Genomic DNA, 25560 nt, shown 5'->3' with positions numbered 1-25560 from the left:
GTTTTACTTCTAATCTACACCCAAAGCTTGGTTAAAGTCTTCAATTAAGTCGTCTATGTGTTCAAGACCAACCGATATCCGAATTAAATTCTGTGGTGTTTTAGTGTCTGGTCCTTCTACTGAGGCCCTGTGTTCTATAAGGCTCTCTACGCCCCCGAGGCTCGTTGCCTGCGCGAATATCTTAACAGCATTAACAACCTTTCGTGCTTCTTCAGCGCCACCCTTAACTAAAACAGACATCATTCCTCCAAAAGAACTCATCTGCTTTTTGGCGATCTCATGCTGCGGATGGGACGTTAGTCCAGGGTAGTAGACTGCCTCAATCTGTGGATGTTGCTCAAGATAGTTGGCCAAAGCCATTCCATTTTCACTATGTGCACGCATCCGGTAGGGAAGTGTCTTGATGCTTCGAAGTAAAAGGAAGCAATCAAAAGGGGACGGCACCGCGCCACCAATTTGCTGAACGTTTCTAATCGCTTCCCAAAGTGAATCCACTTTGGCAGTAATCAATACTCCGCCTAGCACGTCACTATGACCACCGATGTATTTTGTGGAGGAATGCATAACGATATCGGCGCCAAGGTCAATAGGATTTTGAAGACATGGAGAGGCGAAGGTACTGTCGCAAGCCAGTGTTAGGTTATGTTTTCTAGCAATAGCTGAAATCGCAAGGATGTCAGTTACCTTTAACAAAGGGTTTGAAGGGGTCTCTATCCAGATTAAGGTCGTATTGTCTTTTATGAAACTTTCAACGTTTTCAAGGACAGTAAGGTCAATGAAATCGAACTCAAGGGTGCCAGCGAAGATGGACATCAACTGTTTCTTGAAACCCCAATACATGTCATCCGGAGCAATGATGTGGCTGCCAGGTTTTAGCGCTTGAAACAGACTCATACCTGCTGTATTTCCGGAAGAAAAAGCGCAGGCTTCAGCACCATGCTCTAAATCAGCCAGTGTTTTTTCCAGGTTGGAACGGTTAGGATTACTTACCCTGCTGTACATATGTCCGCCTGAATAGCCACCTTCTTCATTTCTCAAGAAGGTTGTGGAAAGGTTGATAGGAGTGGTGACATCATTGGTGCTGGCTTTGAATAAATTTCCGGCATGTATCGCAAGTGTTTCGGGCTTCATTATGATAATGTTAGGTAAATAAGCACTTAAAAAGTATAACTAGTATAAAGGTAGAAATTATTCTGTTTATGTTTTGGCAAGATTTATGTAATTGGAAAGCAAACAAACGTTGATATGAAAAGAATATTCCTAATAGCAGCCATTTTATGCAGTTCATTAATGGTACTACAAAGTTGTTCACCAAAAGGTGCTGCAAACACAACAGTTAAAAGAGGTAACATCACCGGTAACTGGGTTTTGAGCGATATTACTTTTGAAGGACTTCCACAATCTGCAGTTAAAACATTGTTTGATGAAGGTTCTTATACTTGTTTTCAAGGAAGTACGTGGAGTTTAACAAACAGTGGTAATGGTACCTATACCTTGCCAGGTGGTGGCGCTTGCGCAGCAAAAACACAATCTATCTATTGGTCAGCTTCACCTGCGGATCAAACTTTCCAGTTTAAAAAGATCTTTGAAGGAGATAAGGCTAAGAACGTAACTTCTGGTTATCGTTTAGTGCTTACTTCAAGCGATGGCGACAGTATGGTGATCAAATCACCAGTAGAATACGGTACTTCACCAGCTTACATCGTTCTTAACTTCACAAAAGCAGTGAAATAATTCTAAAACCTATTTATAAAAAGGGATTCAATTAATTTTGAATCCCTTTTTTTTGTCCTCTTTTACATGTGCCTGACAGGATACAACTCCAATTGAAACTTCTTCTCTTGATTTTATCTTACTTTTGCCTTATTATAAAGACTTAATGAATACAACGTCAGCATTAGCGGTTATAATTAACGATCAGGACTTATCTGAGCAACTTAGGTCAATAGCTAAAAAGGTGTTGACTCAGGAACGTATCAGTTTTAACGAAGGTGTTTACCTGTACGAACACGCGGAGCTTGGATACCTGGGTACCCTCGCTAACCATATTCGGGAACGCAAACACGGAGACAAAACCTATTTCAACAAGAACTTCCACCTGGAGCCTACAAATCTTTGTGTTTACGATTGCAAGTTCTGTTCCTATTCCCGTCTGATCAAACAGAAGGATGAGGGATGGGCCCTGACGCTCGAAGAGATGCTCGACGTGGTCAAGAAATATGATGGGGAAGATGTTACTGAAGTTCATATTGTTGGAGGTGTTCTACCACAGTACGATGTAGCCTTCTATTCTGCACTTTTTACTGCGATAAAACAACACCGGCCTGAGCTTCATGTAAAAGCGCTCACACCTGTTGAGTATCACTATATATTCAAAAAAGCGAAGATTGATTATGCAACCGGAATGAAGCTCATGAAAGAGGCCGGACTCGAGTCTATTCCAGGCGGTGGCGCAGAGATCTTTCATCCAGAAATTCGGGAGCTAATTGCGAAAGACAAATGCACAGGCGAGCAGTGGTTGCAAATTCACGAAGAGTGGCACAAATTAGGCATGCGTTCTAATGCAACGATGCTTTATGGCCACATCGAGAAATACGAACATCGGGTTGACCATATGGAGCAGCTGCGCCAGTTGCAAGATAGAACGGGAGGGTTCCAGACATTCATCCCATTAAAGTTCAGAAATCAACACAACCAGATGGAACATGTACCAGAGGTTTCGGTGATTGAAGATCTGAGAAACTATGCCATATCAAGGATTTACCTTGACAACTTTGACCACATCAAAGCTTACTGGGCAATGATTAGCAGACAAACTGCTCAACTTTCCTTAAACTTTGGTGTTGATGATATTGATGGGACACTTGATGATACCACTAAAATTTACTCCATGGCGGGCGCAGAAGAGCAACACCCGGCTATGAGCACCAAAGAGCTTGTTAATTTGATAAAACAAGTGAAACGCAAACCGATAGAAAGAGACACCCTATACAATGTAGTTACCGATTTTAGCGACGTGGTGTTTGAAGAGGATATAAAACCCCAATATTATAAACTACCAGTAATTAACTAGATGGACAAAGAACTATATATCATCAGACACGGTGAAACGGAATTAAATAAGCAGGGAATCGTTCAAGGCAGAGGTATAAACAGTGATCTTAATGATACCGGCCGGGCGCAAGCAGCAGCTTTTTATGATCGATATAAAGATGTTCCTTTTGAAAAAATATACACATCAACCTTAAAACGGACGCATCAAACTGTTCAACGTTTTATTGATGCAGGTATACCTTGGCAACAACTTGCGGGTTTGGATGAGCTCGCCTGGGGAGAATGGGAGGGTAAGCCTAATGATGCTAATGCCATTGCTGCCTTTAGAGAAATAATGGATAAATGGCAGTCAGGCGATTACGATTCTAAGTTTGAAGGGGGAGAAAGCCCTAATGAGGTGCTTGCTCGTCTAACTGAAGCTGTCAGTATCATTAAAAGCCATCAAAAAGAGAAACTGGTTTTGGTTTGTATGCACGGTCGCGCTATGCGTTTACTGCTGTGTTTACTTGCAAACAAGCCGCTATCTGAAATGGGTGATTTTCCACACCTGAATACAACGCTTTACAAAGTAGAGTTAACCAACGATATTTTTACCATCGTTGAATTTAACAATACCGATCATTTAAAAAAGTCCCTTGAATAAAATAAAAGTTTCTGCAGTAGCTTATACCAACACAAAGCCGTTCATCTACGGCATAGCACGTTCAGAAGTAATTGATAAAATAGATCTTAGTCTGGATATACCTTCAGATTGTGCCGCCAAGCTGATTAATCAGCAGGTTGATATCGGCCTTATACCAGTGGCAGCTATACCTTTTGTGCCTAATGCAAACATAGTGGCAGACTATTGTATCGGTTCTGTTGGCGCAGTAAACTCCGTATTTATATTTAGTAACGTTCCGGCAGAGCAGATCAAAACCCTGAGACTTGACAGTGAATCAAGAACCTCCAACAACCTTGCAAAAGTACTTCTTAAGTTTCACTGGAAGAAAGAGGTGGAGTATACAACCGACGTAAATGCCGCAACAGATGCACTTGTTTTGATTGGCGACCGTACATTTGGTAAAAAGGAGACCTATCCCTACGCATACGATATGGGAGAGGAGTGGATGCGCTTTACTGGCCTTCCCTTTGTTTATGCTGCCTGGGTTGCTAACAAGCCGATTGACCCCTCATTCATTAAAGAGTTCAATACAGCATTGGCTTTAGGACTTGCTCACCGGACTGAATTGTTAAATGAATTACCTGTGCAGCAAGGGTTTGACCTCAAAGATTATCTCTTCAACAAGCTTGATTTCGACTTAACGCCTAAAAAGCGCGAAGCTTTAGACCTTTTCCTTTCCTATATATCAAGGTTGTAACCTATACACAATCGTTAAATTTTCCACAAACCATAAAGGCTCCAAATGAAGGTGGTATATTTACGATTTTGTAAACAGATATATTTTGGCGAAAGACGTATATAAAGAAACCCCGTTAATGCAACAATATAACGCCATCAAGGCGAAATATCCTGGCGCATTACTTTTATTTAGAGTCGGTGATTTTTATGAAACCTTTGGTGAAGATGCGGTTAAAACCGCACAGATATTAGGCATCGTATTAACCCGCAGGGGCACCGGGCCTAATGGTGCACTGGAGCTTGCAGGTTTTCCACACCATTCGCTCGATAACTATCTTTCTAAACTAGTAAGGGCCGGTCAGCGAGTAGCAATATGCGATCAACTCGAAGACCCGAAAGCTACTAAAACAATCGTTAAACGAGGGGTTACAGAACTGATAACACCTGGTGTTGCCTACAGTGACAATATATTAAACCAGAAATCCAACAACTATCTTGCAGCTGTTTATTTTGAAAAAAGTACGCTTGGCGTATCTTTCGTCGACATATCCACCGGTGAATTTCTGGTTGCACAAGGGGATGCAGAATATATCGACAAATTATTGCAAGGTTTTAAACCGAACGAGGTTGTTTTCCAGAAGACGAAACGCAAAGAATTTCTTGAACTGTTTGGTGATAAGTTTTACACTTTTCACCTCGATGACTGGGCCTTTACGTCCGACTATGCAAATGAAATTCTGACCAGGCATTTTGAAGTGAATTCTTTAAAAGGCTTCGGGGTAGATAAGCTTCAAGCAGGTGTTGTAGCCGCCGGGGTGGTATTGCACTATCTGAATGACACGGAGCATCGCAACTTAAAGCACATCAGCGCTATATCCCGATTGGAAGAAGATAAGTTTGTATGGCTGGATCGCTTTACCATCCGTAACCTGGAACTCGTTAGCTCTCCACATGACAATGCGGTAACACTTTTTGAGGTACTAGATAAAACTTCCACCCCAATGGGTGCCAGATTATTGTATAAGTGGATCATCATGCCATTAAAGGAGCTTAAACCTATTGAAGAGCGCCTGGGCATGGTAGAGTATCTTGTAAAAGACGAATCCCTTCTAGAATCTTTTACCAACCATATCAAACAGATTGGAGACCTGGAGCGCCTGATCTCTAAAGTCGGCTTGCAACGCGTCGGTCCTAGAGAACTTTGCGCCCTTAAAAAGGCATTATATCATATTGAATCGGTAAAAAAGATAGCCGAAGAAAGTAAAAATCCCTACCTCGGTATATTGGCAGAACAGCTTAATCCTTGTTTAACGATCAGGGAGAAACTGGAAAGGGAACTGCAGCAAGATCCTCCAGCGTTGTTGATTAAGGGTAACGTGATATCGGATGGCATTGATGATGAACTTGACCGCCTGAGAAAGATTGCTTTTGGCGGGAAAGACTACCTGGTTGAAATACAGAAACGGGAGGCAGCCTCCACAGGAATACCTTCATTGAAAGTAGCCTTTAATAACGTTTTTGGATATTACCTCGAAGTAACCCATACCCATAAAGACAAGGTGCCTGAAGACTGGATCCGTAAGCAAACGCTGGTAAGTGCAGAGCGATACATCACACCAGAACTAAAAGAATACGAAGAGCAAATTCTTGGCGCTGAAGAAAAGATACAGGTTATAGAAGTGCGCATGTACAACGAATTGATGTTTCAGGTATCTGCGTATATCAAACAAATACAGCTGAACGCCTTCTTGATTGCCCAATTAGATGTGCTGCTATGTTTTGCTCAGCTCGCTATCAAAAACCATTACGTAAAGCCAGAAATGAATAGCGAAAGAACGCTGGACATCAAGGGGGGCAGACATCCGGTTATTGAGCAACGACTCCCGGTTGGAGAAGAATATATTACCAATGATGTGTTTTTGGATAATGAGACGCAACAGATAATCATCATCACAGGGCCAAACATGTCTGGTAAGTCGGCTATATTAAGGCAAACCGGCCTTATCGTGCTGATGGCTCAAATGGGCTGTTTCGTGCCTGCTAAAACCGCCTCAATTGGTTTGGTAGATAAAATATTTACCCGAGTCGGTGCGTCAGACAATCTATCTTCGGGGGAAAGTACATTCATGGTAGAGATGAATGAGACAGCCAGTATCCTTAATAATATATCGGACAATAGCTTGATTCTTCTTGATGAGATCGGCCGGGGCACCAGCACGTATGACGGGATATCTATTGCATGGGCAATAGCTGAGTTTCTGCATCAACACCCTACAGCTAAACCCAAAACCCTATTTGCAACTCATTATCATGAGCTCAACGAGTTGTCAAATACCATGGGAAGGATCAAAAACTTTAACGTCTCTATTAAAGAGGTCGGCAACCGTGTCATCTTCTTAAGAAAGCTTGTTCCTGGAGGGAGTGAACACAGTTTTGGTATTCATGTCGCAAAAATGGCAGGTATGCCTCCCAAACTGATCAATCGGGCCAATGAGATTCTTAAGAAACTGGAGATAGACAGAACTGAGGGACAAAGTATTAAAGACAGCATAAAGAAAGTACAGAACCAGGCATATCAGCTCCAGATGTTTTCCGTAGAAGACCCTGTACTGGTTAAGATACGGGACTCAATAAACAACCTTGATGTTAATATTCTGACACCCGTAGAAGCCTTATTGAAATTAGATGAGATTCAACGTATTATCAAGCAATAGGAATTATGGGCTTTAAAAGAGGATTCTTGAATAAGCTTATCTTTGGAATGGTAGTTCTTACTTTTTTAGCATCTTGCTCTTCCAGGAGGCCAGCGGTAAAAACCACCGCTGCGGCTGCAAATATGGCGAGTGCGATGGCCAATTTAAGGAGCAAGCAGCTTTACCGTTTCATCACGGAGTGGACCGGGGTAAGGTACAAACTAGGTGGATTGGACAAGTCTGGCATCGACTGTTCCGGATTTGCATTGCTATTGGAAAGAGATATATATAGCTTAGATTTGCCCAGACGATCGCGCGAACAAGCAGAAATTATAAAAGAGAAAGAGCTCAGGCAGTTAAAAGAGGGAGACCTTATATTTTTCTCTTTTGGAGGCTCAGCTGTAGACCATGTCGGAGTGTATCTGAATAACAATTACTTTGTTCATGCTTCAACAACCAGGGGAGTAGTAGTTGATGACCTTACACTACCCGCTTACCAAAAGGCAATGGTAAAGGCTGGTACTATTAAAAACTAATAATATGTCGAATAACGAACAAGATTCCTTCTGGAACAAATATAAACGCTTTGCTACTACTGAGATCTTAATGTATCTGATCATGATTATCGGCATCGCCGTTGGGATTATGATATTAAGTTAGTTCACGCTGAAAATGATCTTGTTATGATCGTTACTCGTTACTGTGTTAAAGAAATCAGCAAACTTCACGTAATCTTCGGCGGGGAAAGTTCCGTTATTAAGTATGATCTTTCTACTATAATGTAACTTATTCCCTTCCAATTTTGTGGTTAGCGTATAGGAACCAAACGGAGACTGCAAGTCCACATCCTTAGGCTTTAAATCTATTTTATACCCCTCGGGTAAATTGTATACCACCACATCAATGTCTGTGTATCCACGATTAATGTAGACAGGTAAAGTTCGGTTTCTAACCTCTGGAACTTGCTTCGCCTTGTTAAATGCGTTTAAAGTAAGGTAAACATGCTTGTTGTTTTCTGGTGCGTATCTAGGGATACTGAGGTCCAGACTTTCTAATGTCAACGGATCAATTTCCTTTTTCTGAGAAAGCTTTACGTTAGTAAAATTAATATTGTCAATATCATACTGATCTTTAAGCAGCTTCAACTGATCTGAATAAGGTTTGTTAATCAAGCGATCATAGTTGTCATATTGTGAGCCACTAAACACAGTATTGATTTTTCCTTGTATACTCCCATCCGCTGCAAGAGTCAATTCTGCCTCTCTCTTTAAAATGTTTTGAACGGTACTCAATGCAGGTGTTTTGAGCACCTTTCCGCCTTCAGGAGTGCAAGCGAGTACATACCGGTCATCTGTAAATGTCCCTAAATAGCCAAAAGGATTTTCCTGACTCGTGCATTCTAACCAGGTGGTATCTTTTTCAAATGGCAGACATAAGATGATGTGATTTCCCTGATCCATACTGGCAAAGTCGGGGTCAATGCTTTTCTTCATGCTCCCGGCAAAGACTACACAATAGTAACTCTCTACATCAACCGCCTTTAATAGGGTTTGAGCATAATTAACCAAAGCTTTACAGTCGCCATAGGATAGCCGATCTACCTCAGAAGCCGCAAAGGGTTGGAAACCACCAATACCAACCTGAACACTTATATAGCGGGTCTTCTTTTGCAAGTACTCGTAAACGCGTTTCGCTTTCTCTTTGTCGCTTGACGCTCCCTTCACCAGGTCATTCACCATTTTTACAGTCTGTGGACTAAGCTCTTGTCTGCTTTTAATCAAGTCGTCATAAACCCACTTACCTAGTTCTTTCCAATCTTTATAATTTCCCTGGTGACCATAGTAGCTAAACTTTTCAGCAGCTACTTTTACATAGGTGAGATAGGTATCAGGATCCGGTGCGTAGGGTTCTGATTTGAAAGCATTTACTTTACTGACACTCCATTTGTAACTTTCCAGCTTGTCGGTTTTGACAACCTCAGGTTTACTCTTATAATTGTATTCTTTAATGCGGATTTTATCGCCCGGTTTGCAGGTGAACGTATAGGTGCTGAGTTCAACTGCCAGGTCAGGAGAGGGATTAGCGTACCATTCCGGAAGGTTGAGATTCTGCTTAAACCTCATTTCATACTCATAAATAACGGTATATGGATAAGTGTTCACTGATGGCGTAAAGTGCTTTATCCGGTCATCTTCAAAAAGCGAGAAGTCGCTTACTGCACTCTCATCTGTGAAGTCACTCAGACTAAATTTGCCTACAACAATACCCGATTCGTTTAGCACCAGACCCTTAACACTTTTAATAATTGTGTTTTTGTTATAGTAAAGGCCGAGTCCAGCTTTTTCAGTCGCATTCTTGTTTAAGACGGTAATGACTTTCTTAACCGTAAAAATTACGTTTTCAGGCGCGCGCATGTCAACAGCCGTTTCCATGTTTCTGATTACGGCATTGGCCCTTGTCTTTAGGGTTGCTGGTATGTTTTCAACATTATAGTTGCTGTAATCCTGAGCCCAGCATCTCATACTTATTAGTAAGGCAATCAGTAGAAATCTAACTTTCATCCTATTTACTTTTCTTTAAAACTATGTCAGTCTTTTGCTGCTGTATCATCCTGCTATAAAACTCCTTTAGCGATAAGTACTCATCCGGACTATATATCGGTTTGTTCAACTGGAAAACCTGGCTTATTGATAACGTTTCGCCTACTAATGTAGTATTTGACACGAACCTGCCGCCGTTTTCCGGTAAGGCCATGGAGAGGTTCTTAGGCTGTTCAGCCAGACCCCAGTTCTCTGGGAGCTTAATGATCATCGTTACACGTTCCTCACGGGCAGCACCCATGTCAACAGGATAGGTACGATCATTCAAATTGAAGGGGTTTTTATTGATCCTGCCAATAAAAAAGGGATTAAAGAATAGTTGCGAATAGTTTAACCCATCAAACAACTTCATGTCAATCTCGTACTTCTCAACCAATGCATTATCAAGGGTATCTACATTCTCGATAGAATGATTCAGAATCTTCATATTGGGCCACCGTTCATCCAGCTTCTCGACAAACTCGTCAATGGATCCTGCAGCATTAATCTGTTCTCTTTTCGAAAGGGCAGCATAGCCCATGGAATAGGTCGTTAACATTCCTTTTAAGTTTCCATTTGGTGCTATCGCCGCTTCTAAAATATATTTGGTGGTTTCTCTTTGAGGAGCTTTAATCTCATACCAATAGGATGATTTTTTTAAGCCTATTGCCCTGGCGTTGCCATTAACACAGGATAGCGGGATAAGGCCAAAGGGCAATCTCGCATCGGTAGCATCTAATAAATACACCTGATCATCAATGTTCAGCTTAGCAATTACATAGTTGAAATCAGAGATCACAGGGTAGAGGCTATTTACTAGTCCGTTCTGTCTTGTAGATAAGATCAAGGCTTCTGCATTCAACCCCGCCGCGGTTAAAGCCGTAACTAATGACAGATTTATATCACCAACGTTTCCTGATCTGGTCTCTAAAGCTTTTTTTATGCCGTTCTCCGCATAAATACCTATAAATTCATTACGCTTAATGTTCTTGCCAATGTAGTTATAGATCGCTCTTGCCTTACTTAAGTCGTCAGTAGCATCTTTGATAATAGTGGGTAATAAGGGTAAGAAAAGATCCTTACGCTTGAGCTGTGCACCGAATGATTTATTGTCCAGCAACTCTTTATCTACATCTTTCCATGTTTTAGTTACACTCACCTTTCCTCCTGATGGAACCTCATAGTCCGAGAGTTCATAATAGATTGCCGACTTAAAGTTCTCCGCTGAAGTCATGTAATCCTCTTCTACAAATGCGGGTATATCAGTCATGGTGTATGTCAGCTTCGAACAATCCGCTTTTATGCCTGATGCAACGAAACATTCTCTTATCAGTTCAGACTTCGTCGATGTTAGTTTCTTTGCACCTCGCAGAGATACATTGTAATTGTAATTTGCGGGGATGCTGGCTACAAACTGACTTTTTAACTTTGGGATTCGGGACTGAAACTCCCAACTCTTAAAATTGAAGATGCTGGGAATGTGCAGCCTGTAACTGTACTCGATGATACTACCCTCCATCAGATTAGGCATCGCAAACTTAGTAAGGTTCACATATTTGTTTCTTCTCTCTGTGAAAACTTTCTTTTTATCCAGTTCGTACCGTACTAATTTGCCATCAACAAAGTTGACGGTTGTCGCCTTCAACTCCTCTATAAAGTCTTCGTTTTCGGCATAAGTTCTCAAGGGAATGACTACGTTTCCATTGTCGAAGCCGTTCTTGTTAAAGATTTTTATTCTTACATGGTATTCATAATCTATATAGAGATAACCTTTGTCGTTGTTAACCCGCATGGCTGCGGCGCCATACTCGTTAATGACCATCGCATTTGCATTACTGTCTAACTGCGTGTTCTTCAAATTGATGTCAGTTCCAGTTATGGAAGCGTAGGGAAAATCCTGCCCAAAAGCAGAGAAAGAAAGGATAGAAAGAAATAAAGTAAGAAAACGGTATCTCATAGTTAAGAGCTATTTGGCATCACAATATAATCACCAGATTCAGAAATAAAAAAACATATTCGGTTTAAATGAATCATTTTCACGACTTTTGAATGTTACAAAACGCTACACATGAAACTTAATTTAATACGTCCCCTCGCTTTTTTTGATCTTGAAACTACTGGTGTCAACGTTGGTGCTGATCGCATCGTAGAAATTGCCATACTAAAAGCAATGCCAGACGGCTCAGAACTGATAAAGACCTTGAGGATTAATCCAGAAATGCCAATCCCTTTACAATCGTCATTAATTCACGGCATTTATGAAGAACACATATTAAATGAACCTACTTTCAAATCAGTAGCACAAGAATTGGCAGATTTTATCGGTGATGCCGACCTGGCAGGTTACAATTCCAATAGGTTTGATATCCCCGTTCTATTAGAAGAGTTCTTAAGGGCAGGCGTTGATTTTGAAATGAATGACCGGAAGTTTGTTGATGTTCAAAACATATTCCATCAAATGGAGCAGCGCACATTGCGTGCTGCCTATAAGTTCTATTGTGATAAAGACATTATCAATGCGCATTCCGCAGAGGCTGACATCACAGCAACTTACCACGTTTTATTGGCGCAATTAGACCGCTACAAAGACACTGATTTTGAGGATAAGCAAGGCCAATTTTCAAAGCCAGTTCAAAACGATGTAGATGCATTACATGCATTCACTAACATGAATAAGCCCGTAGACTTTGCAGGACGTATGGTGTTTAACGAAGAGGGACAAGAGATGTTTAACTTCGGTAAACATAAGGGCAAAACCGTAGAACAGGTATTCGACATAGAGCCTAGTTATTACGCCTGGATGAAGCAGGGAGATTTCCCGCTATATACCAAGAAAAAGCTGACTGAAATCTGGGAACGTTGGAACAAGAAGAAAGAAGCACTTAAGCAGGAAAAGAAAGAACTGGAAAGAGGACTTGCAAACGCAGCTGCTAAGCCTGCAGACGCATCACCTGTACAGGCACCTGTTCCACCTAAACCAGTTTATACACAGCCACGGCCGCAGTTTGCACCTAAGAAAGAACCTAAGGCAGTTGAAGTAACCAACGATATGTTGGAACAACTAAAAATGAAGTTTGGTAAGTAAGCGCTCCGGATCAACGGTTAAACTTGTTTCAAGAAATCAATATTCCTCGTCAGGCCTTTAAATTTAGTCCGCTTTACCGCAGAGTTCTTAAAGATCTTTTGAAAAACATCCTCTGTAATGTCCAACCAGTCTTCCTTTTTCATCTGAAGTAGATTGTCGTTTGGCTTGAAAGCAGGTTCTGAATGTGGAGTAGCGAACCGATTCCAGGGACACACATCCTGACAAATGTCGCAGCCGAACATCCAATTGTCCATCTTGTTGTTGAAATGACTGGGAATCTCGTCTTTAAGCTCAATGGTCAAATAAGAAATACACTGCTGCGCATTTATAATGAAGGGAGACAGTATGGCTTCGGTAGGGCAGGCATCAATACATTTGGTACAAGTGCCGCAATGGTCGGCTTCAAAGGGATTGTCGTACTCCAGATCCAGGTCTAGTATTAATTCAGCCAGGAAAAAGAAGGAGCCACTTTTTTTGCTGATCAGGTTACTGTTTTTGCCGATCCAACCAATCCCTGAGCGTTTTGCCCAAGCCCGGTCCAACACCGGTGCAGAGTCCACAAAAGCGCGTCCGGAAACCTCCCCAACCTGAGCGGAAATGAATTCCAGAAGTTCAAACAATTTCGACTTAATAACCTGATGATAATCAGATCCGAATGCATACTTAGAGATCTTCGGCGCCTCAGGGTCAGTTTGTGCTGCTTCTGAATAGTAGTTTAAGGTAAGGGAGATGACAGACTTTGCGTCATCAACCAGTAACCTTGGATCAAGCCTCTTGTCAAAATGGTTTTCCATGTAAGCCATCTTTCCATGATGATTGTTACTTAGCCATTTTTCCAACCGCGGAGCTTCCTCTGCAAGAAAGTCAGCCTTGGCAATACCGCATTGCATAAAGCCGAGGCGTATGGCCTCTTCTTTTATGAGCTTGCTGTATCTGCTTCGGTTATCAATCATAAGTTGCAAAGATAAACTTTAGGATTAAAAACATTTTATCAAGCCTACTGTTATAAAAGAATCAAATTAAACGAACTAAACTCAACATCATGGAAAATAAAGATCCTAATTATAGCGAAGATCCCAATCATATTGAAGACCCAAATAAGCCTTCAAAACCTGTTGAGCACAATTATGCAAAACACGAAAACGATCCGGGTCCATCTCCGCAGGCAGTAGACGAGTATAACAATAAGGGTGCAGGACCGGTTCTAAAATGGATTCTTCCTGTAATTGTTCTCATACTGTTAATCTTTTGGTTCTTCACCCGTAAATAGGTTAGGATAATTCAATAAACGAAAAAGGACTGCCATAATGGTGGTCCTTTTTTGTTAGAACAGTTTCCCCATTTGTCCGGGATAATTTCTCTTCAAGTGTTTATAGGCCGCTTCGGTCGCTTCCCTACCTCTGGCGGTTCTCATCAGAAAGCCTTCCTGAATTAGAAAAGGCTCATATACTTCTTCAATTGTGCCTTCGTCATCACCTACAGCAGTTGCTATCGTCTTCAAACCAACAGGGCCACCCTTAAATTTATCAATAATAGTAACCAGAATCTTATTGTCCATCTCATCCAGACCATGCTCATCCACATTTAGCGCGTTCAAGGCGTAACGTGCAATCTCTGTATCAATCTCTCCATTGCCCTTGATCTGTGCAAAATCTCTCGTCCGTCTTAATAATGCATTTGCGATCCTTGGCGTTCCACGACTTCTCCTTGCAATTTCATAAGCACCTTCATCGGTGATCGGTGTTTTTAATATTTCGGAAGAACGCAAAACGATTGTAGTCAATAACTTGGCGTCATAATACGCCAGACGGGAATTAATCCCAAACCTAGCCCTTAATGGGGCGGTAAGCAGTCCGGAACGTGTGGTAGCTCCGACAAGCGTAAACGGATTTAAGTTGATTTGTACAGATCGGGCGTTAGGGCCACTTTCAAGCATAATATCGATCTTGAAATCCTCCATTGCAGAGTACAAGTATTCTTCTACCAGTGGGCTTAGGCGATGTATTTCGTCTATAAATAGAATGTCTCCCGTATCCAGATTGGTCAATAACCCAGCGAGATCACCAGGCTTGTCAAGTACAGGACCAGACGTTACCTTAATGCCAACATTCATTTCATTAGCAATAATATATGATAAGGTGGTCTTTCCAAGACCTGGAGGGCCATGCAACAGCACATGATCAAGTGGCTCGCCTCTAAGCTTCGCTGCCTGAACAAAGATCTTTAGGTTTTCCATTACCTTTTCCTGTCCGGTGAAGTCCTCAAAAGCCTGCGGACGCAGAACTCTTTCAATGTCCCGTTCTAAAGGAGATAAACTTTCCGAAGAGGGATCAAGGTTTTCATTCATTTGGTAAAGTTAGGATAAAAGGTCCGTTTTGCTAAATTTATTAGATATTTTGATCTCTTTTGTATTGGCTGAATATTGATAAAATCCTTCTCCAGACTTAATTCCTTTCTTTCCAGCAGCAACCATATTTACCAGCAGGGGACAGGGTGCGTACTTCGGGTTTCCGAAACCGTCATGAAGAACGCTCAAAATAGATAGGCAGACATCCAAGCCTATAAAATCTGCCAATTGCAGAGGTCCCATCGGGTGTGCCATGCCGAGCTTCATCACTGTATCAATTTCTTCCACACCAGCTACGCCCTCAAACAAGGAGTAGATGGCTTCGTTAATCATGGGCATCAGGATCCTGTTGGCAATAAAACCTGGATAATCGTTCACGGCTACCGGCGTTTTATTCAGTCCCCTTGACAGTTCGAACACTGTAGCAGTGGTCTGATCACTTGTTCCATAACCCCTGATCACTTCTACCAATTTCATTAAAGGCACTGGGTTCATGAAATGCATCCCAATAACCTGATCTGGTCTTGAAGTAACTGAAGCGATTTTAGTGATAGATATGGAAGAAGTGTTGCTAGCCAGGATAGCGTTAGCAGGGGCAAAGGCATCCAAATCTTTGAAGATAGCTAGTTTGAGTTCCAGGTCTTCAGTGGCAGCTTCCACCACAAAATCCGCGTCTGCGACACCGGATTTTAGGTCAGTAGCCGTTGATATCCTACTGAGCGCTGTTGATTTTTCATCAGCTGTAAGTGTTCCTTTCTCAACCTGTCTTTGCAAATTCTTATCGATAGTTGTCAGTGCACGATCAAGTGCCTCCTGACTGATGTCAATCAGCCTTACCCTGTGGCCAAACTGTGCGAAGGTATGGGCAATACCATTCCCCATTGTCCCTGATCCAATGACTGCAATTCTCATATGATTGTGTTAGGGTGCTAGTCTGCTTATTTTCCATGAACCTTCAGTAAAATCGTAGCAGATCCGGTCGTGCAATCTACTCGATCTTCCCTGCCAGAACTCAATATGTTTGGGTTCAACCAGGTAACCGCCCCAGTTGTCAGGTTTGGGGATCTCTTTTCCTTCATAATCCGCCATAAGAGCAGACACTTTGTCTTCTAGTACTGCCCGGTCGCTAATAACCGCACTTTGGGGGGATGCAATAGCACCGATCTGGCTTCCTATGGGTCTTGATCGGAAATAAGCCTCTGAAACTTCCTTGTCTACTTTACTGACAATACCTTCTATTCGCACCTGTCTCTCTAATTCTGCCCAGAAAAAGACAAGAGCAGCCTGCGGATTTTCTACCAGGTCATTTGCTTTCTTACTTTGATAATTTGTGTAAAACACAAATCCCTGATCATCGAAGCCCTTTAAGAGTACAATGCGGGCAGAAGGCTTTCCATCGCTATCGGCAGTAGCAAATGTCATTACATTCGGTTCATAAAGCTGTGCTTTAACCGCATCAGAAAACCACATTTTAAACTGTAGAATTGGATCAGCGGCTACATCACTTTCAGAAAGAGAGGCAATGCGATAATCTTGGCGTAAGTTTTGTAAGTTTGCGTTAGTAAGCTCCATACACAAAAATAGGGTTACTTATTTAATTTCACTTTATATATTCCAAAATGTTAAGTCGCACACAACCTTCCCTGGGAAAACTATTGATTTCTGAACCTTTTCTTGCGGATCCTAACTTCAAACGCTCGGTGGTCCTGATCAGCGATTATCAGAATGAAGGAACAGTGGGCTTTGTGCTTAACCACATCAGTTTGTTATTGCTTCGAGATTTGGTCCCAGAGATGCCTGAAGCAGACTTTCCGGTATATATAGGTGGTCCTGTTGCAACTGATACCGTTCATTTCATTCATAGATGTTTTGATAAAATGAATGATGGTCAGGAAATCGCTAAAGGAATTTATTGGGGTGGTAACTTCGAAACCCTAAAGGTGTTGATAAACAATGGAAGTATTAAGTCGCATGAGGTAAAATTCTTTATCGGTTACTCTGGATGGGCACCTAATCAACTTAAAGGTGAAATTGAGGAAAATACCTGGATAGTTTCTGATCAGTACCACGCTGACGTTGTGTTCTCAGATAATGAGGAAGAACTGTGGCGCGAAGTTATTATCAACTTGGGTCCTAAATACGCTCATGTCAGCAACTTCCCTGTAGATCCACGATTAAACTGATTATAAGTCGGCAGCGCTCTCCTCCACTTTCTTACGTAAATCATCTTTATACCTCTGCATTTTATCTGCAAGTGCCTCATCTGCTGTGGATAAAATTTGCACGGCAAGCAAACCTGCATTTTTTGCAGCATTTAAAGCGACTGTCGCCACTGGAATACCGTTGGGCATTTGCAGGATAGATAAAATAGAATCCCAGCCATCAATAGAATTAGAGGACTTCACGGGCACACCAATAACGGGTAAAACGGTAATTGATGCCACCATGCCTGGTAAATGAGCCGCGCCACCAGCGCCGGCAATGATCACTTTCAAGCCTCTTTTTGCAGCGCTTTTAGCGTATTCAAACATCCGCTCCGGAGTTCGGTGAGCAGATACTACTGTTATTTCAAACTCAATACCAAACTCTTTGCAAACGTCAGCCGCATCCTGCATAATATGAAGGTCAGACTTGCTGCCCATTATAATTCCAACTTTTATACTCATCAGGAGATCACCTTTAATGTGTTTTTAATAAAATCTGCTTTTTCAATAGCCGCTTCGCGGTTTTGATCTACGATGGTAATGTGTCCCATCTTCCGGAAAGGCTTAGTGTACTTTTTACCATAAAGGTGAACGTAGACGCCATCCAAGGCCATTACTTTCTCTAGGCCTTCATAATGTGCCACCCCGTTATGACCTTTTTCGCCCAGAAGATTGATCATGACCGCATTGCTTATCGATCTGCTATCGCCCAGGGGTAAGCTGAAGATTGAGCGCAAATGCTGCTCAAACTGAGACACGTAATTGCCTTCAATAGTATGATGACCGCTATTGTGAGGACGCGGAGCCAATTCGTTGACTAGAATCTCACCATTCCTGGTAACGAACATCTCTACCGCTAATAAACCAGTAATATTTAACGAATTAGCGATTTGCTTTGCGATTTCCTCTGCTTTGTCTTGAATGGCTTCCGGATAAGTGGAAGGAGAAATGAGAAATTCAACAAGATTAGCTTCCGAATTAAACTCCATTTCCACCATTGGGAAAGTTTTGACCTCGCCTTTAGGGTTACGACTCACTATTACCGCTATTTCCTTCTCGAAATCAACAAGCTCTTCAATCAGACAAGGTGCATCAAAAGCATTGTCAATTTCTGAAATACTGTTAATTTTCATTACGCCTTTACCATCATAACCATCTTTACGCTGCTTTAGCATGTATGGAAAGCTGAAATTGCTGTTCCTGATGTCTTCCCTGGTGTTTGCCAACTGGAAGGGGGCGGTAGGAATATCGTTCTCTTTGAAAAATTGTTTTTGAACACCTTTATCCTGAATCAATCTGATCACTCTGGATTGAGGATAAACAAGTTTGCCTTCCTTTTCCAGCTGTTCAAGTGCTTCTATATTTACTTTTTCAATCTCAATGGTAATAATATCTGCTTTTTTCCCGAAGTTATAAACGGTATCAAAATCTGTAATTGAGCCACATTCGAAATAATTTGCAATGTGTTTACATGGAGCCTCGGGATCTGGATCTAATATTAACGTGGTAAGGTTGTAATTAATAGCTTCCTGAATAAGCATCCGGCCCAACTGCCCCCCACCCAGAATTCCTAATTTCAAATCACTTATCTGTTTTGCCATATCTATATGAGAAAGTTATGCTTATTTTGCACAAAAATAACATTATTAACGGATTGATGGATGCAGACGCTATAATTATTGGTGCAGGAGCTTGTGGATTGATGTGCGCAGTACAAGCCGGATATCTGGGCAAAAAGGTTATTATCTTAGAAAAAAGTGATAAGCCTGGAGCTAAAATTCTGATCTCCGGGGGTGGTAGATGTAATTATACCAACCTTTTTACTGATGATGAAAACTTTATCTCTAATAACAAACATTTTCTAAAATCTTCCCTAACACAATGGTCAGTCGAAGATACCATCAGCTTTTTTGAAACCTATGGTATTCAGGGACAAGAGAAAACCTTAGGCCAGCTGTTTCCAATTGATAAGTCTGCAAAGGATATCGTAGAAGTCTTCGCCAACCTTTGTAAAGATCTCGACCAACAGATCATCACCAGTGCTGACGTGTCTGAAGTCTCTCGGTCAGATCAAGGCTTTAGTGTCTTGTTTCAAAAGAATGGCAAGTCCAGAACACTGAAGGCGCCGAAAATTGTAATCGCCACTGGCGGCTTGCCAATACCGAAGATGGGTGCCACGGATTTCGCATTGCGATTTGCGAGGAAACACGACTTAAATATCATCGAAACTGCCCCTGCACTAGTGCCATTGACCATTACCGGCAAGGACGAGGAATGGTATGCACAGCTATCCGGGAACACTGTTTTTTGTGAAGTCAGCAATGATCGGATTTCCTTTGAAGAAAACATCCTTTTTACGCACTGGGGATTAAGCGGGCCGGCTATTTTGCAGATTTCATCCTACTGGCGAAGAGGTGAAGTCTTTAACCTTGACCTGCTGCCGGGCAAAAATATATCTGAACTGATAGAGGAGGAGCGGTCCCTTAACGGCAAAACCCTTCTTTCGACGTTGTTAACGCGTTTCTTCACAAGGAAATTCAGCGATGCGATGGCGAAATTTATGCCAGTGGAGAAAAATGTTGCCGCATTGACCAGATCAGAGATAGAACTGATCCATAAAACCATACATTTGTTTAAGGTTAAAGCCGCCGGTGATAAAGGCTATGATAAAGCTGAGGTCATGCGCGGCGGTATTGATACCAATGAGCTATCTTCCAAGACCCTGGAATGTAAAAAAGTACCCGGACTATATTTTGGTGGTGAATGTGTTGATATCACGGGCTGGCTTGGCGGTTACAACTTTCAATGGGCCTGGGCTTCTGGGTTCGTTATTGCCCAAAACATCTAATCGAATTTCCTTTACAACTAGGATATATCAAGATAAGTATAGCTTTGTGGTGACTTTACGGTAACCTCAGCTTGAACTCAGCGTGACGTTTGCATCAAGTCGGCCCCCATTCGCCCTTTTTACGGTTCTTGGTCGCTTGCTGGTCGGCTCTGAGCCGAAGAGCAACCGAAGAGGAAGCGAAGGGCAACCGAAGAGGGACCGAAGAGGAGCAGAGTTCACAGTGAATTCAGGCTGAACTCAAAGTGGCGTCATTACGAGTCTGGCCGAACGTTATTCTCTTGTCATCATCCCCCGCCATCCCTTGTAATCGCCCGTCATCCCGGTGAAAACCGGGACCTCGGACCAACAATGGAAGTTGGCGTTTTTACGCACTTCGTCCCGGTGAAACTCGGGACCTCGTAAGAGCCGGATGATGAGTAGTTTGCAGGATATTAAGGTTGCGGATCGTATGATTACCCCTCTCGCTTCCGAGGTCCCGGTTTTCACCGGGATGACGGGGATTTATAGCAATCACAATCACCAACAATCACAATGACTAACCAAGAAATTGCTAGCTTTGACTATGGAACCTTTTGAAATTATTATAGACATCAACGGCAACGACCATCCCTTATTAGCTGTGCCCTTCTCCGGGGAAATTAAATACAACATATTTAACGGCCTCGATCATCTGTGCGCAGTGTGGCCGTCGGTTGACAACGAGCAGGTGACCTGGTTATCAGATAAAGATGTTCAGGTTGAGCTACTCCAAATGATTGGCACAGGTATTGAAAAAGCAATCAATGATCAGCTGGCTGCCAATGAATAAATAGCATTAAATAACACGCCTCTGACTAGCATACAGAAACTATTTTCCTCCGAAAAACGTTACTTTACTTGTTAATTCCAAAGTTAGAAAGGTACCAGTAAATGATTATTGAAACACAAACAACAACTATAAATATGATAAATAAGTTTAAAAGTCTCGCGCTCTGCGGGTTATTGCTTGCATTTAATTCCAATGCATTCTCTCAGGTAGCTCCGGCTGCAACCAGCAAACCAGCACCAAATGGCTGGCATTTATTAGATAAAACTAAAGAAGGGTTCTCTGGTATAAGCGTTAACAAAGCGTATTCTGAACTGCTAAAAGGCAAGAAAGGAACCACTGTTACCGTAGCAGTTATCGATTCAGGTGTGGATACCTTACATCAGGATCTTAAAGAGGTCTTATGGAAAAATCCTAAGGAGAAAGCTGGTAACGGTAAAGATGATGACAAGAACGGCTATGCCGATGATGTTTACGGATGGAATTTCCTTGGTGGAAAAGACGGTCGCAGTGTTGGAAAAGACACGGAAGAATCAGAGCGTTTATACAAAAAACTTAAAGCTCAAACTACCGTAGCGCCAAAAGACACAGCCTTATATACCAAGTTAAAAGCTAAATACGAAGCCCCGTCGGAGGCTAATCGTACTAAACTTCAAAACTTTCAACAATCCTATCAGGGAATCAAATGGGCAGATAGTCTAATTCGCACAGGTCTGAAGAAAGACACCATCAAAGGTACAGATCTTGAAACGTTCAAATCTCAAAATCCTAAGGTTGAAAATGCAAGAGTTGGCTTGCTTTCGATGTTGAAGGGAAACAAGATGATGGACATCAATATTTCTCAGTTTAGAGATGACTTCGGCGCCTATGTGAAAACTTTAGAGGCAAGTGCCGCTGTCGTTAATTCGCCCCTTGTAAACTATAGAGCCGATATTGTCAAAGACAACTATACTGATTTCTCTGACCGTTTTTATGGCAATAAAGATGTGATGGCTAGTTTCGCTTTTCATGGAACGCATGTATCCGGAATCATAGCTGCAAAGCGCGACAATGAATTGGGTATTGATGGCGTTGCCGATAATGTAAAAATCATGATGGTCCGTGCAGTTCCAGATGGAGATGAGCATGATAAAGACATCGCACTTGCTATCCGCTATGCTGTTGACAATGGTGCTAAAGTGATTTCAATGAGCTTTGGTAAGAGTTATTCTCCTGAAAAACAATGGGTAGATGACGCAATCAGATATGCAGAAAAGAAGAATGTACTACTTGTACACGCTGCAGGTAACGACTCCAAAAATATTGACGTCGAAGACAACTTCCCTAATCCAATGTATTTGTCTGACGCTAAAAGGGCAACCAACATGATCACCGTTGGTGCAAGTGGAGATCTTGCCAACGGAGGTTTGACAGCCAGGTTCTCTAACTACGGCAAAACAATGGTTGATGTTTTTGCACCCGGTGTTCAGATCTACTCGACCATCCCAGGAGGAAACACCTATGGAAATGCGAACGGAACAAGTATGGCAGCACCAGTTGTTTCTGGTATAGCCGCTTTAATTCTGGAGCACTATCCGAAACTTAAGCCAGCACAAGTGATAGATATTCTTGTGAAAAGCTGCTACAAGCCTACAGAAACGGTTACTAAGCCTGGAACCGATGAGCAAATTGCTTTTTCTGAGCTATGCAGAAGCGGTGGTATCGTTAACGCTTATGAAGCTTTGAAACTGGCAGCGACCTACAAATAGTTAAGGAATCCGGATGCTTTGAGCTTTGTTTTCTAACTGATAAATCACGCTTTTGATGTGTTTATCCAGTGTTTGAGGAGCTTTAACGGTATTTAGGTATTTCAGAATTTCTTTACGTCTATAAGGGCTTAGCGACTCAAATTGAGTTTCTAAGCCTTTTTCTTTGAGAAGAAGCTCCAGTACCGGCGGTATAGGGTACTGTTTTTCTGCATCTTCAAAATCCTCTTCAAGTACAAATTTGGCAACATCTCCAACCTTCGTTTTTGCACCTTTAAGTGTTGCCATATTCACAAAAAGGCGATGAGCCGCATCTTTAACCGGTACCAATGATTTATGAAAGGGAAAGTCATTTACCGTTCCTTTGACCTTAATAAAACCTTTCACCACCGTTAATTTTGAGGTGATGAGCTCTGGAACGTCAACTACAAAGTTGATTCCCGATCTGTAGATTCTGGCCTTGAATTTATATAGTTTGGGTTTCACCATAGAAAGAGCAATTTACTGATTATATGAATTGTGTGCTTTACATCAAACAACTTATTCCATTAGAAAGGATTAATTAGAACAAATACTGTTAATTTGCCTGTAAATAATGTAAACCGTGTTTTCAGAGATCAATAGCAACGTTTGCCGATATGTAAGTTTTAGCACAGAGGAACTTGAACTTTTCAATACCCTACTAAGGCACAAACACTTTCCAAAAAAAACATATTTGTTGAGAGCCGGCGAGGTCTGCAATTTCGAAGGGTTCATCTTAAAAGGCTCATTAAGGAAATACTATATTGATGACAATGGCAATGAAGTCATCATCCAATTCGGAATTGAGAACGGTTGGATCAGCGACATCGCCAGCTTCTCGGATCAAAAACCTGGTAACCTGTTTATTGAAACCTTGGAAGATACTGAACTGCTGATGCTGGACCCAAAAAGTAAAGAAAGCCTGCTCACCAAAGTCCCAAAGTTTGAGCGTTTTTATCGGAAGCTGGTCGAGAAAAACATCTCGACGATGCAAAACAGGCTCTACTTTAGCATTGCGAAAACTGCGGAACAGAAATATCTCGACTTCCTGGAACATTACCCAGGCATTCCACAACGGGTTCCACAGCACTATATCGCCTCTTATTTAGGGATGACGCCAGAATTCTTAAGTAAGGTTAGGGCACGTCTGTTAAAAAAGTAAGCCTAAATCTGTTTCTTGTCCTAGTTCAATGCCCGGGGTTTTGTGTCTGACTACCTTTGGAGTATCAAATAACAAAAGATCATGGAAAATAGAATTTTAGGACTTCATCACATTACTGCTATTGCAGGTGATGCCAAACGCAACTTTGACTTTTACACCCGGGTACTTGGACTTCGCTTTATTAAGAAAACGGTAAACTTTGATGATCCCCATACGTATCATTTCTATTTCGGCGACGAAACCGGTAGCGCAGGCACTATTTTAACTTTCTTCCCATGGGGTGATGAGATTCAACAAGGAAGAAAAGGATCTGGCATGGCAACTGAGATCGGCTATTCGGTTCCAGAAGGCAGCATCGATTTTTGGATGAAGAGATTTGAAGATAACAACGTAATCTATAATAAACCATCAGTGAAATTCGGAGAGAAGTACTTGACCTTCCTTGATCCGGATGGTTTGAAACTGGAGCTGACAGAAGTAAGTAATGATTCACGTAAATCCTGGGAAACAGCAGAAGTCAACGCTGCCGTTGCCACAAAGGGTTTTCATCATATCACCCTTACATTGAAAGACAAAACTGCTACTGCCTTAATATTGACCAGTGTTTTTGGCTATCGCCTGGTTCAAACAGAAGGCAACAGATATCGCTATGCGACGGATGCAGCGGCAGAAGCATCTCTGGTGGATATCGTGGAAATACCTTCTGAAAACCGCGGTTTTAATGCGAATGGCACTGTTCACCATGTGGCTTTCAGAGTAAAAGATGATGCTGCATTAATGGAATTCAGAGATAAAATAGTGAAACTCGGCTTGAGTATCACCCCTCAGATTGACCGTAACTACTTCCATTCTCTGTACTTCAGAGAGCCAGGAGGGGTTCTGTTCGAAATCGCCACAGAAAATCCAGGCTTCACTGTCGACGAACCGTTAGCAGAACTCGGACTAAATCTAAAACTCCCTGCGCAATACGAAAGTCAGCGCGAAGAGATTGAAGCACGATTAGTAAAACTTAACTAACTCAACTCACATGGAATATCAGCCTTTAAAATACATTTACAAAGCTTCAGGTAACCCTGAAGCTTACACTTTGCTCTTGTTGCACGGTACCGGTGGAGATGAAAACGACTTGCTTGGCCTTGGCGAAAGCTTCGGTGCAGACCTTAATCTGCTAAGCGTCCGTGGGAACGTCTCCGAACATGGGATGCCTCGTTATTTCAAGCGTCTTGGAATGGGGATCTTCGATGAGCAGGACGTAAACTTCAGAGCAGAAGAGTTGTTAAGCTTTGTGGAAAACCTTGCCGTACAGGAAGGCTTTGACATCAAGAAAGTTGTCGCTTTAGGCTATTCAAATGGTGCAAACATTGCCGGTGCGATATTAGTTAAATCTCCCGAGGCTTTCGCAGGAGCCATTTTATTCCGACCAATGCCGCCATTTAAAACGATACCTGTGTTTTCTTCCACTAGGAAGGCGCCAGTATTTTTTAGTAGCGGAGCAGTGGATCCGACAGTAGATCCTGGCAGTACAAAGGCCTACATAGAGACGCTTGAGAGCGGGGGGTTTCATGTCACCTCATATAGCTTACCAGCGAGTCATAATTTAACCCAGGAAGATGTAGAACTGGCTCGTGAGTGGTTTAATAAGTCCTTCAGATAGTATGTTTCCTATTTGTTTGTC

The 25560-nt window shown here is 42.0% G+C and carries 25 protein-coding genes; 15 read left to right on the top strand and 10 right to left on the bottom strand.

Going from position 1 to position 25560, the window contains the following annotated elements:
- Positions 1-9: 9 nt before the first annotated feature.
- The gene (locus WKF66_RS06250; protein ID WP_489673565.1) at positions 10-1131 is read right to left on the bottom strand and encodes a trans-sulfuration enzyme family protein; all 1122 of its coding nucleotides are present in this window, start codon (positions 1129-1131) and stop codon (positions 10-12) included.
- A 114-nt stretch (positions 1132-1245) separates the two neighbouring features.
- Here WKF66_RS06250 and WKF66_RS06245 point away from each other — a divergent pair, with 114 nt between their 5' ends.
- The 6 genes from WKF66_RS06245 (at position 1246) to WKF66_RS06220 (ending at position 7625) form a co-directional block, all read left to right on the top strand.
- Entirely contained in the window at positions 1246-1734 is a 489-nt protein-coding gene (locus tag WKF66_RS06245; RefSeq protein ID WP_489673564.1) for a hypothetical protein, read from the top strand.
- 145 nt (positions 1735-1879) lie between these two features.
- The gene (gene mqnE, locus WKF66_RS06240) at positions 1880-3073 is read left to right on the top strand and encodes an aminofutalosine synthase MqnE (RefSeq protein ID WP_489673563.1); all 1194 of its coding nucleotides are present in this window, start codon (positions 1880-1882) and stop codon (positions 3071-3073) included.
- Positions 3074-3697 (top strand): histidine phosphatase family protein, encoded by a 624-nt coding sequence (locus tag WKF66_RS06235; RefSeq protein WP_489673562.1) that lies wholly within the window; start codon positions 3074-3076, stop codon positions 3695-3697.
- Positions 3690-4415, top strand: coding sequence for a menaquinone biosynthetic enzyme MqnA/MqnD family protein (locus WKF66_RS06230; RefSeq protein WP_489673561.1), 726 nt, complete (start codon positions 3690-3692; stop codon positions 4413-4415). The genes WKF66_RS06235 and WKF66_RS06230 overlap by 8 nt, the downstream gene beginning before the upstream one ends.
- 118 nt (positions 4416-4533) lie before the next feature.
- Positions 4534-7110: a DNA mismatch repair protein MutS gene (mutS, locus tag WKF66_RS06225; protein WP_489673560.1), complete on the top strand. Its 2577-nt coding sequence runs from the start codon at positions 4534-4536 to the stop codon at positions 7108-7110.
- A 26-nt stretch (positions 7111-7136) separates the two neighbouring features.
- Complete coding sequence (locus WKF66_RS06220) at positions 7137-7625, top strand: C40 family peptidase (RefSeq protein ID WP_489673559.1); 489 nt, start codon at positions 7137-7139, stop codon at positions 7623-7625.
- A 120-nt stretch (positions 7626-7745) separates the two neighbouring features.
- Here the strand turns inward: WKF66_RS06220 and WKF66_RS06215 are convergent, their stop codons facing one another.
- Positions 7746-9650, bottom strand: coding sequence for a DUF3857 domain-containing protein (locus WKF66_RS06215; RefSeq protein ID WP_489673558.1), 1905 nt, complete (start codon positions 9648-9650; stop codon positions 7746-7748).
- 1 nt (position 9651) lies between these two features.
- A complete protein-coding gene (locus WKF66_RS06210) occupies positions 9652-11625 on the bottom strand; it encodes a transglutaminase family protein (protein ID WP_489673557.1) in 1974 nt (657 codons plus the stop codon).
- Positions 11626-11736: 111 nt separating this feature from the next.
- Between WKF66_RS06210 and WKF66_RS06205 the strand changes: the two genes are divergently transcribed.
- Positions 11737-12753 carry an exonuclease domain-containing protein gene (locus WKF66_RS06205; protein ID WP_489673556.1) on the top strand — a complete coding sequence of 339 codons (1017 nt, stop codon included), beginning with the start codon at positions 11737-11739 and terminating at the stop codon, positions 12751-12753.
- 17 nt (positions 12754-12770) lie between these two features.
- Here WKF66_RS06205 and queG read toward each other — a convergent pair whose 3' ends face one another.
- Positions 12771-13706, bottom strand: a complete 936-nt coding sequence (queG, locus tag WKF66_RS06200) for a tRNA epoxyqueuosine(34) reductase QueG (RefSeq protein ID WP_489673555.1) — start codon at positions 13704-13706, stop codon at positions 12771-12773.
- A gap of 89 nt (positions 13707-13795) precedes the next feature.
- On the opposite strand from queG, the gene WKF66_RS06195 reads away from it, so the two are divergent.
- Entirely contained in the window at positions 13796-14023 is a 228-nt protein-coding gene (locus tag WKF66_RS06195; protein ID WP_489673554.1) for a hypothetical protein, read from the top strand.
- Positions 14024-14077: 54 nt separating this feature from the next.
- Here WKF66_RS06195 and ruvB read toward each other — a convergent pair whose 3' ends face one another.
- The 3 genes from ruvB to pdxH are packed head-to-tail and all read right to left on the bottom strand — an operon-like array spanning position 14078 to position 16672.
- Entirely contained in the window at positions 14078-15100 is a 1023-nt protein-coding gene (gene ruvB, locus WKF66_RS06190) for a Holliday junction branch migration DNA helicase RuvB (protein ID WP_489673553.1), read from the bottom strand.
- A 9-nt stretch (positions 15101-15109) separates the two neighbouring features.
- The gene (locus WKF66_RS06185; protein WP_489673552.1) at positions 15110-16012 is read right to left on the bottom strand and encodes a 3-hydroxyacyl-CoA dehydrogenase family protein; all 903 of its coding nucleotides are present in this window, start codon (positions 16010-16012) and stop codon (positions 15110-15112) included.
- 9 nt (positions 16013-16021) lie between these two features.
- On the bottom strand, positions 16022-16672 hold the full coding sequence (pdxH, locus tag WKF66_RS06180) for a pyridoxamine 5'-phosphate oxidase (protein ID WP_489673551.1): 651 nt from the start codon (positions 16670-16672) through the stop codon (positions 16022-16024).
- 47 nt (positions 16673-16719) lie between these two features.
- On the opposite strand from pdxH, the gene WKF66_RS06175 reads away from it, so the two are divergent.
- Positions 16720-17283: a YqgE/AlgH family protein gene (locus WKF66_RS06175; RefSeq protein WP_489673550.1), complete on the top strand. Its 564-nt coding sequence runs from the start codon at positions 16720-16722 to the stop codon at positions 17281-17283.
- Here WKF66_RS06175 and purE read toward each other — a convergent pair whose 3' ends face one another.
- Complete coding sequence (gene purE / locus WKF66_RS06170) at positions 17284-17766, bottom strand: 5-(carboxyamino)imidazole ribonucleotide mutase (RefSeq protein ID WP_489673549.1); 483 nt, start codon at positions 17764-17766, stop codon at positions 17284-17286. It lies immediately after the preceding gene.
- Positions 17766-18905 carry a 5-(carboxyamino)imidazole ribonucleotide synthase gene (locus tag WKF66_RS06165; RefSeq protein ID WP_489673548.1) on the bottom strand — a complete coding sequence of 380 codons (1140 nt, stop codon included), beginning with the start codon at positions 18903-18905 and terminating at the stop codon, positions 17766-17768. Before WKF66_RS06165 ends, purE begins: the two co-directional genes overlap by 1 nt.
- Positions 18906-18922: 17 nt before the next feature.
- On the opposite strand from WKF66_RS06165, the gene WKF66_RS06160 reads away from it, so the two are divergent.
- From WKF66_RS06160 to WKF66_RS06150, 3 genes are all read left to right on the top strand, one after another.
- A complete protein-coding gene (locus WKF66_RS06160; RefSeq protein WP_489673547.1) occupies positions 18923-20152 on the top strand; it encodes a BaiN/RdsA family NAD(P)/FAD-dependent oxidoreductase in 1230 nt (409 codons plus the stop codon).
- A gap of 562 nt (positions 20153-20714) precedes the next feature.
- Positions 20715-20960 (top strand): hypothetical protein, encoded by a 246-nt coding sequence (locus WKF66_RS06155; protein WP_489673546.1) that lies wholly within the window; start codon positions 20715-20717, stop codon positions 20958-20960.
- Positions 20961-21094: 134 nt separating this feature from the next.
- On the top strand, positions 21095-22705 hold the full coding sequence (locus WKF66_RS06150) for a S8 family peptidase (protein WP_489673545.1): 1611 nt from the start codon (positions 21095-21097) through the stop codon (positions 22703-22705).
- Here WKF66_RS06150 and WKF66_RS06145 read toward each other — a convergent pair whose 3' ends face one another.
- A complete protein-coding gene (locus WKF66_RS06145; RefSeq protein WP_489673544.1) occupies positions 22706-23191 on the bottom strand; it encodes a DUF1905 domain-containing protein in 486 nt (161 codons plus the stop codon).
- A gap of 115 nt (positions 23192-23306) precedes the next feature.
- Between WKF66_RS06145 and WKF66_RS06140 the strand changes: the two genes are divergently transcribed.
- The 3 genes from WKF66_RS06140 (at position 23307) to WKF66_RS06130 (ending at position 25539) form a co-directional block, all read left to right on the top strand.
- Positions 23307-23885, top strand: a complete 579-nt coding sequence (locus tag WKF66_RS06140; protein WP_489673543.1) for a Crp/Fnr family transcriptional regulator — start codon at positions 23307-23309, stop codon at positions 23883-23885.
- 81 nt (positions 23886-23966) lie between these two features.
- Positions 23967-24902 (top strand): ring-cleaving dioxygenase, encoded by a 936-nt coding sequence (locus WKF66_RS06135; protein WP_489673542.1) that lies wholly within the window; start codon positions 23967-23969, stop codon positions 24900-24902.
- A gap of 10 nt (positions 24903-24912) precedes the next feature.
- Positions 24913-25539 carry an alpha/beta hydrolase gene (locus WKF66_RS06130; protein ID WP_489673541.1) on the top strand — a complete coding sequence of 209 codons (627 nt, stop codon included), beginning with the start codon at positions 24913-24915 and terminating at the stop codon, positions 25537-25539.
- Positions 25540-25560 lie beyond the last annotated feature (21 nt).

This window comes from Pedobacter sp. (genome assembly GCF_037719805.1).
Taxonomy (GTDB): Bacteria; Bacteroidota; Bacteroidia; order Sphingobacteriales; family Sphingobacteriaceae; genus Pedobacter.
The sequence above is the reverse complement of the archived record's forward strand: the minus strand, read 5'-3'. Positions and strand labels throughout refer to the sequence as shown.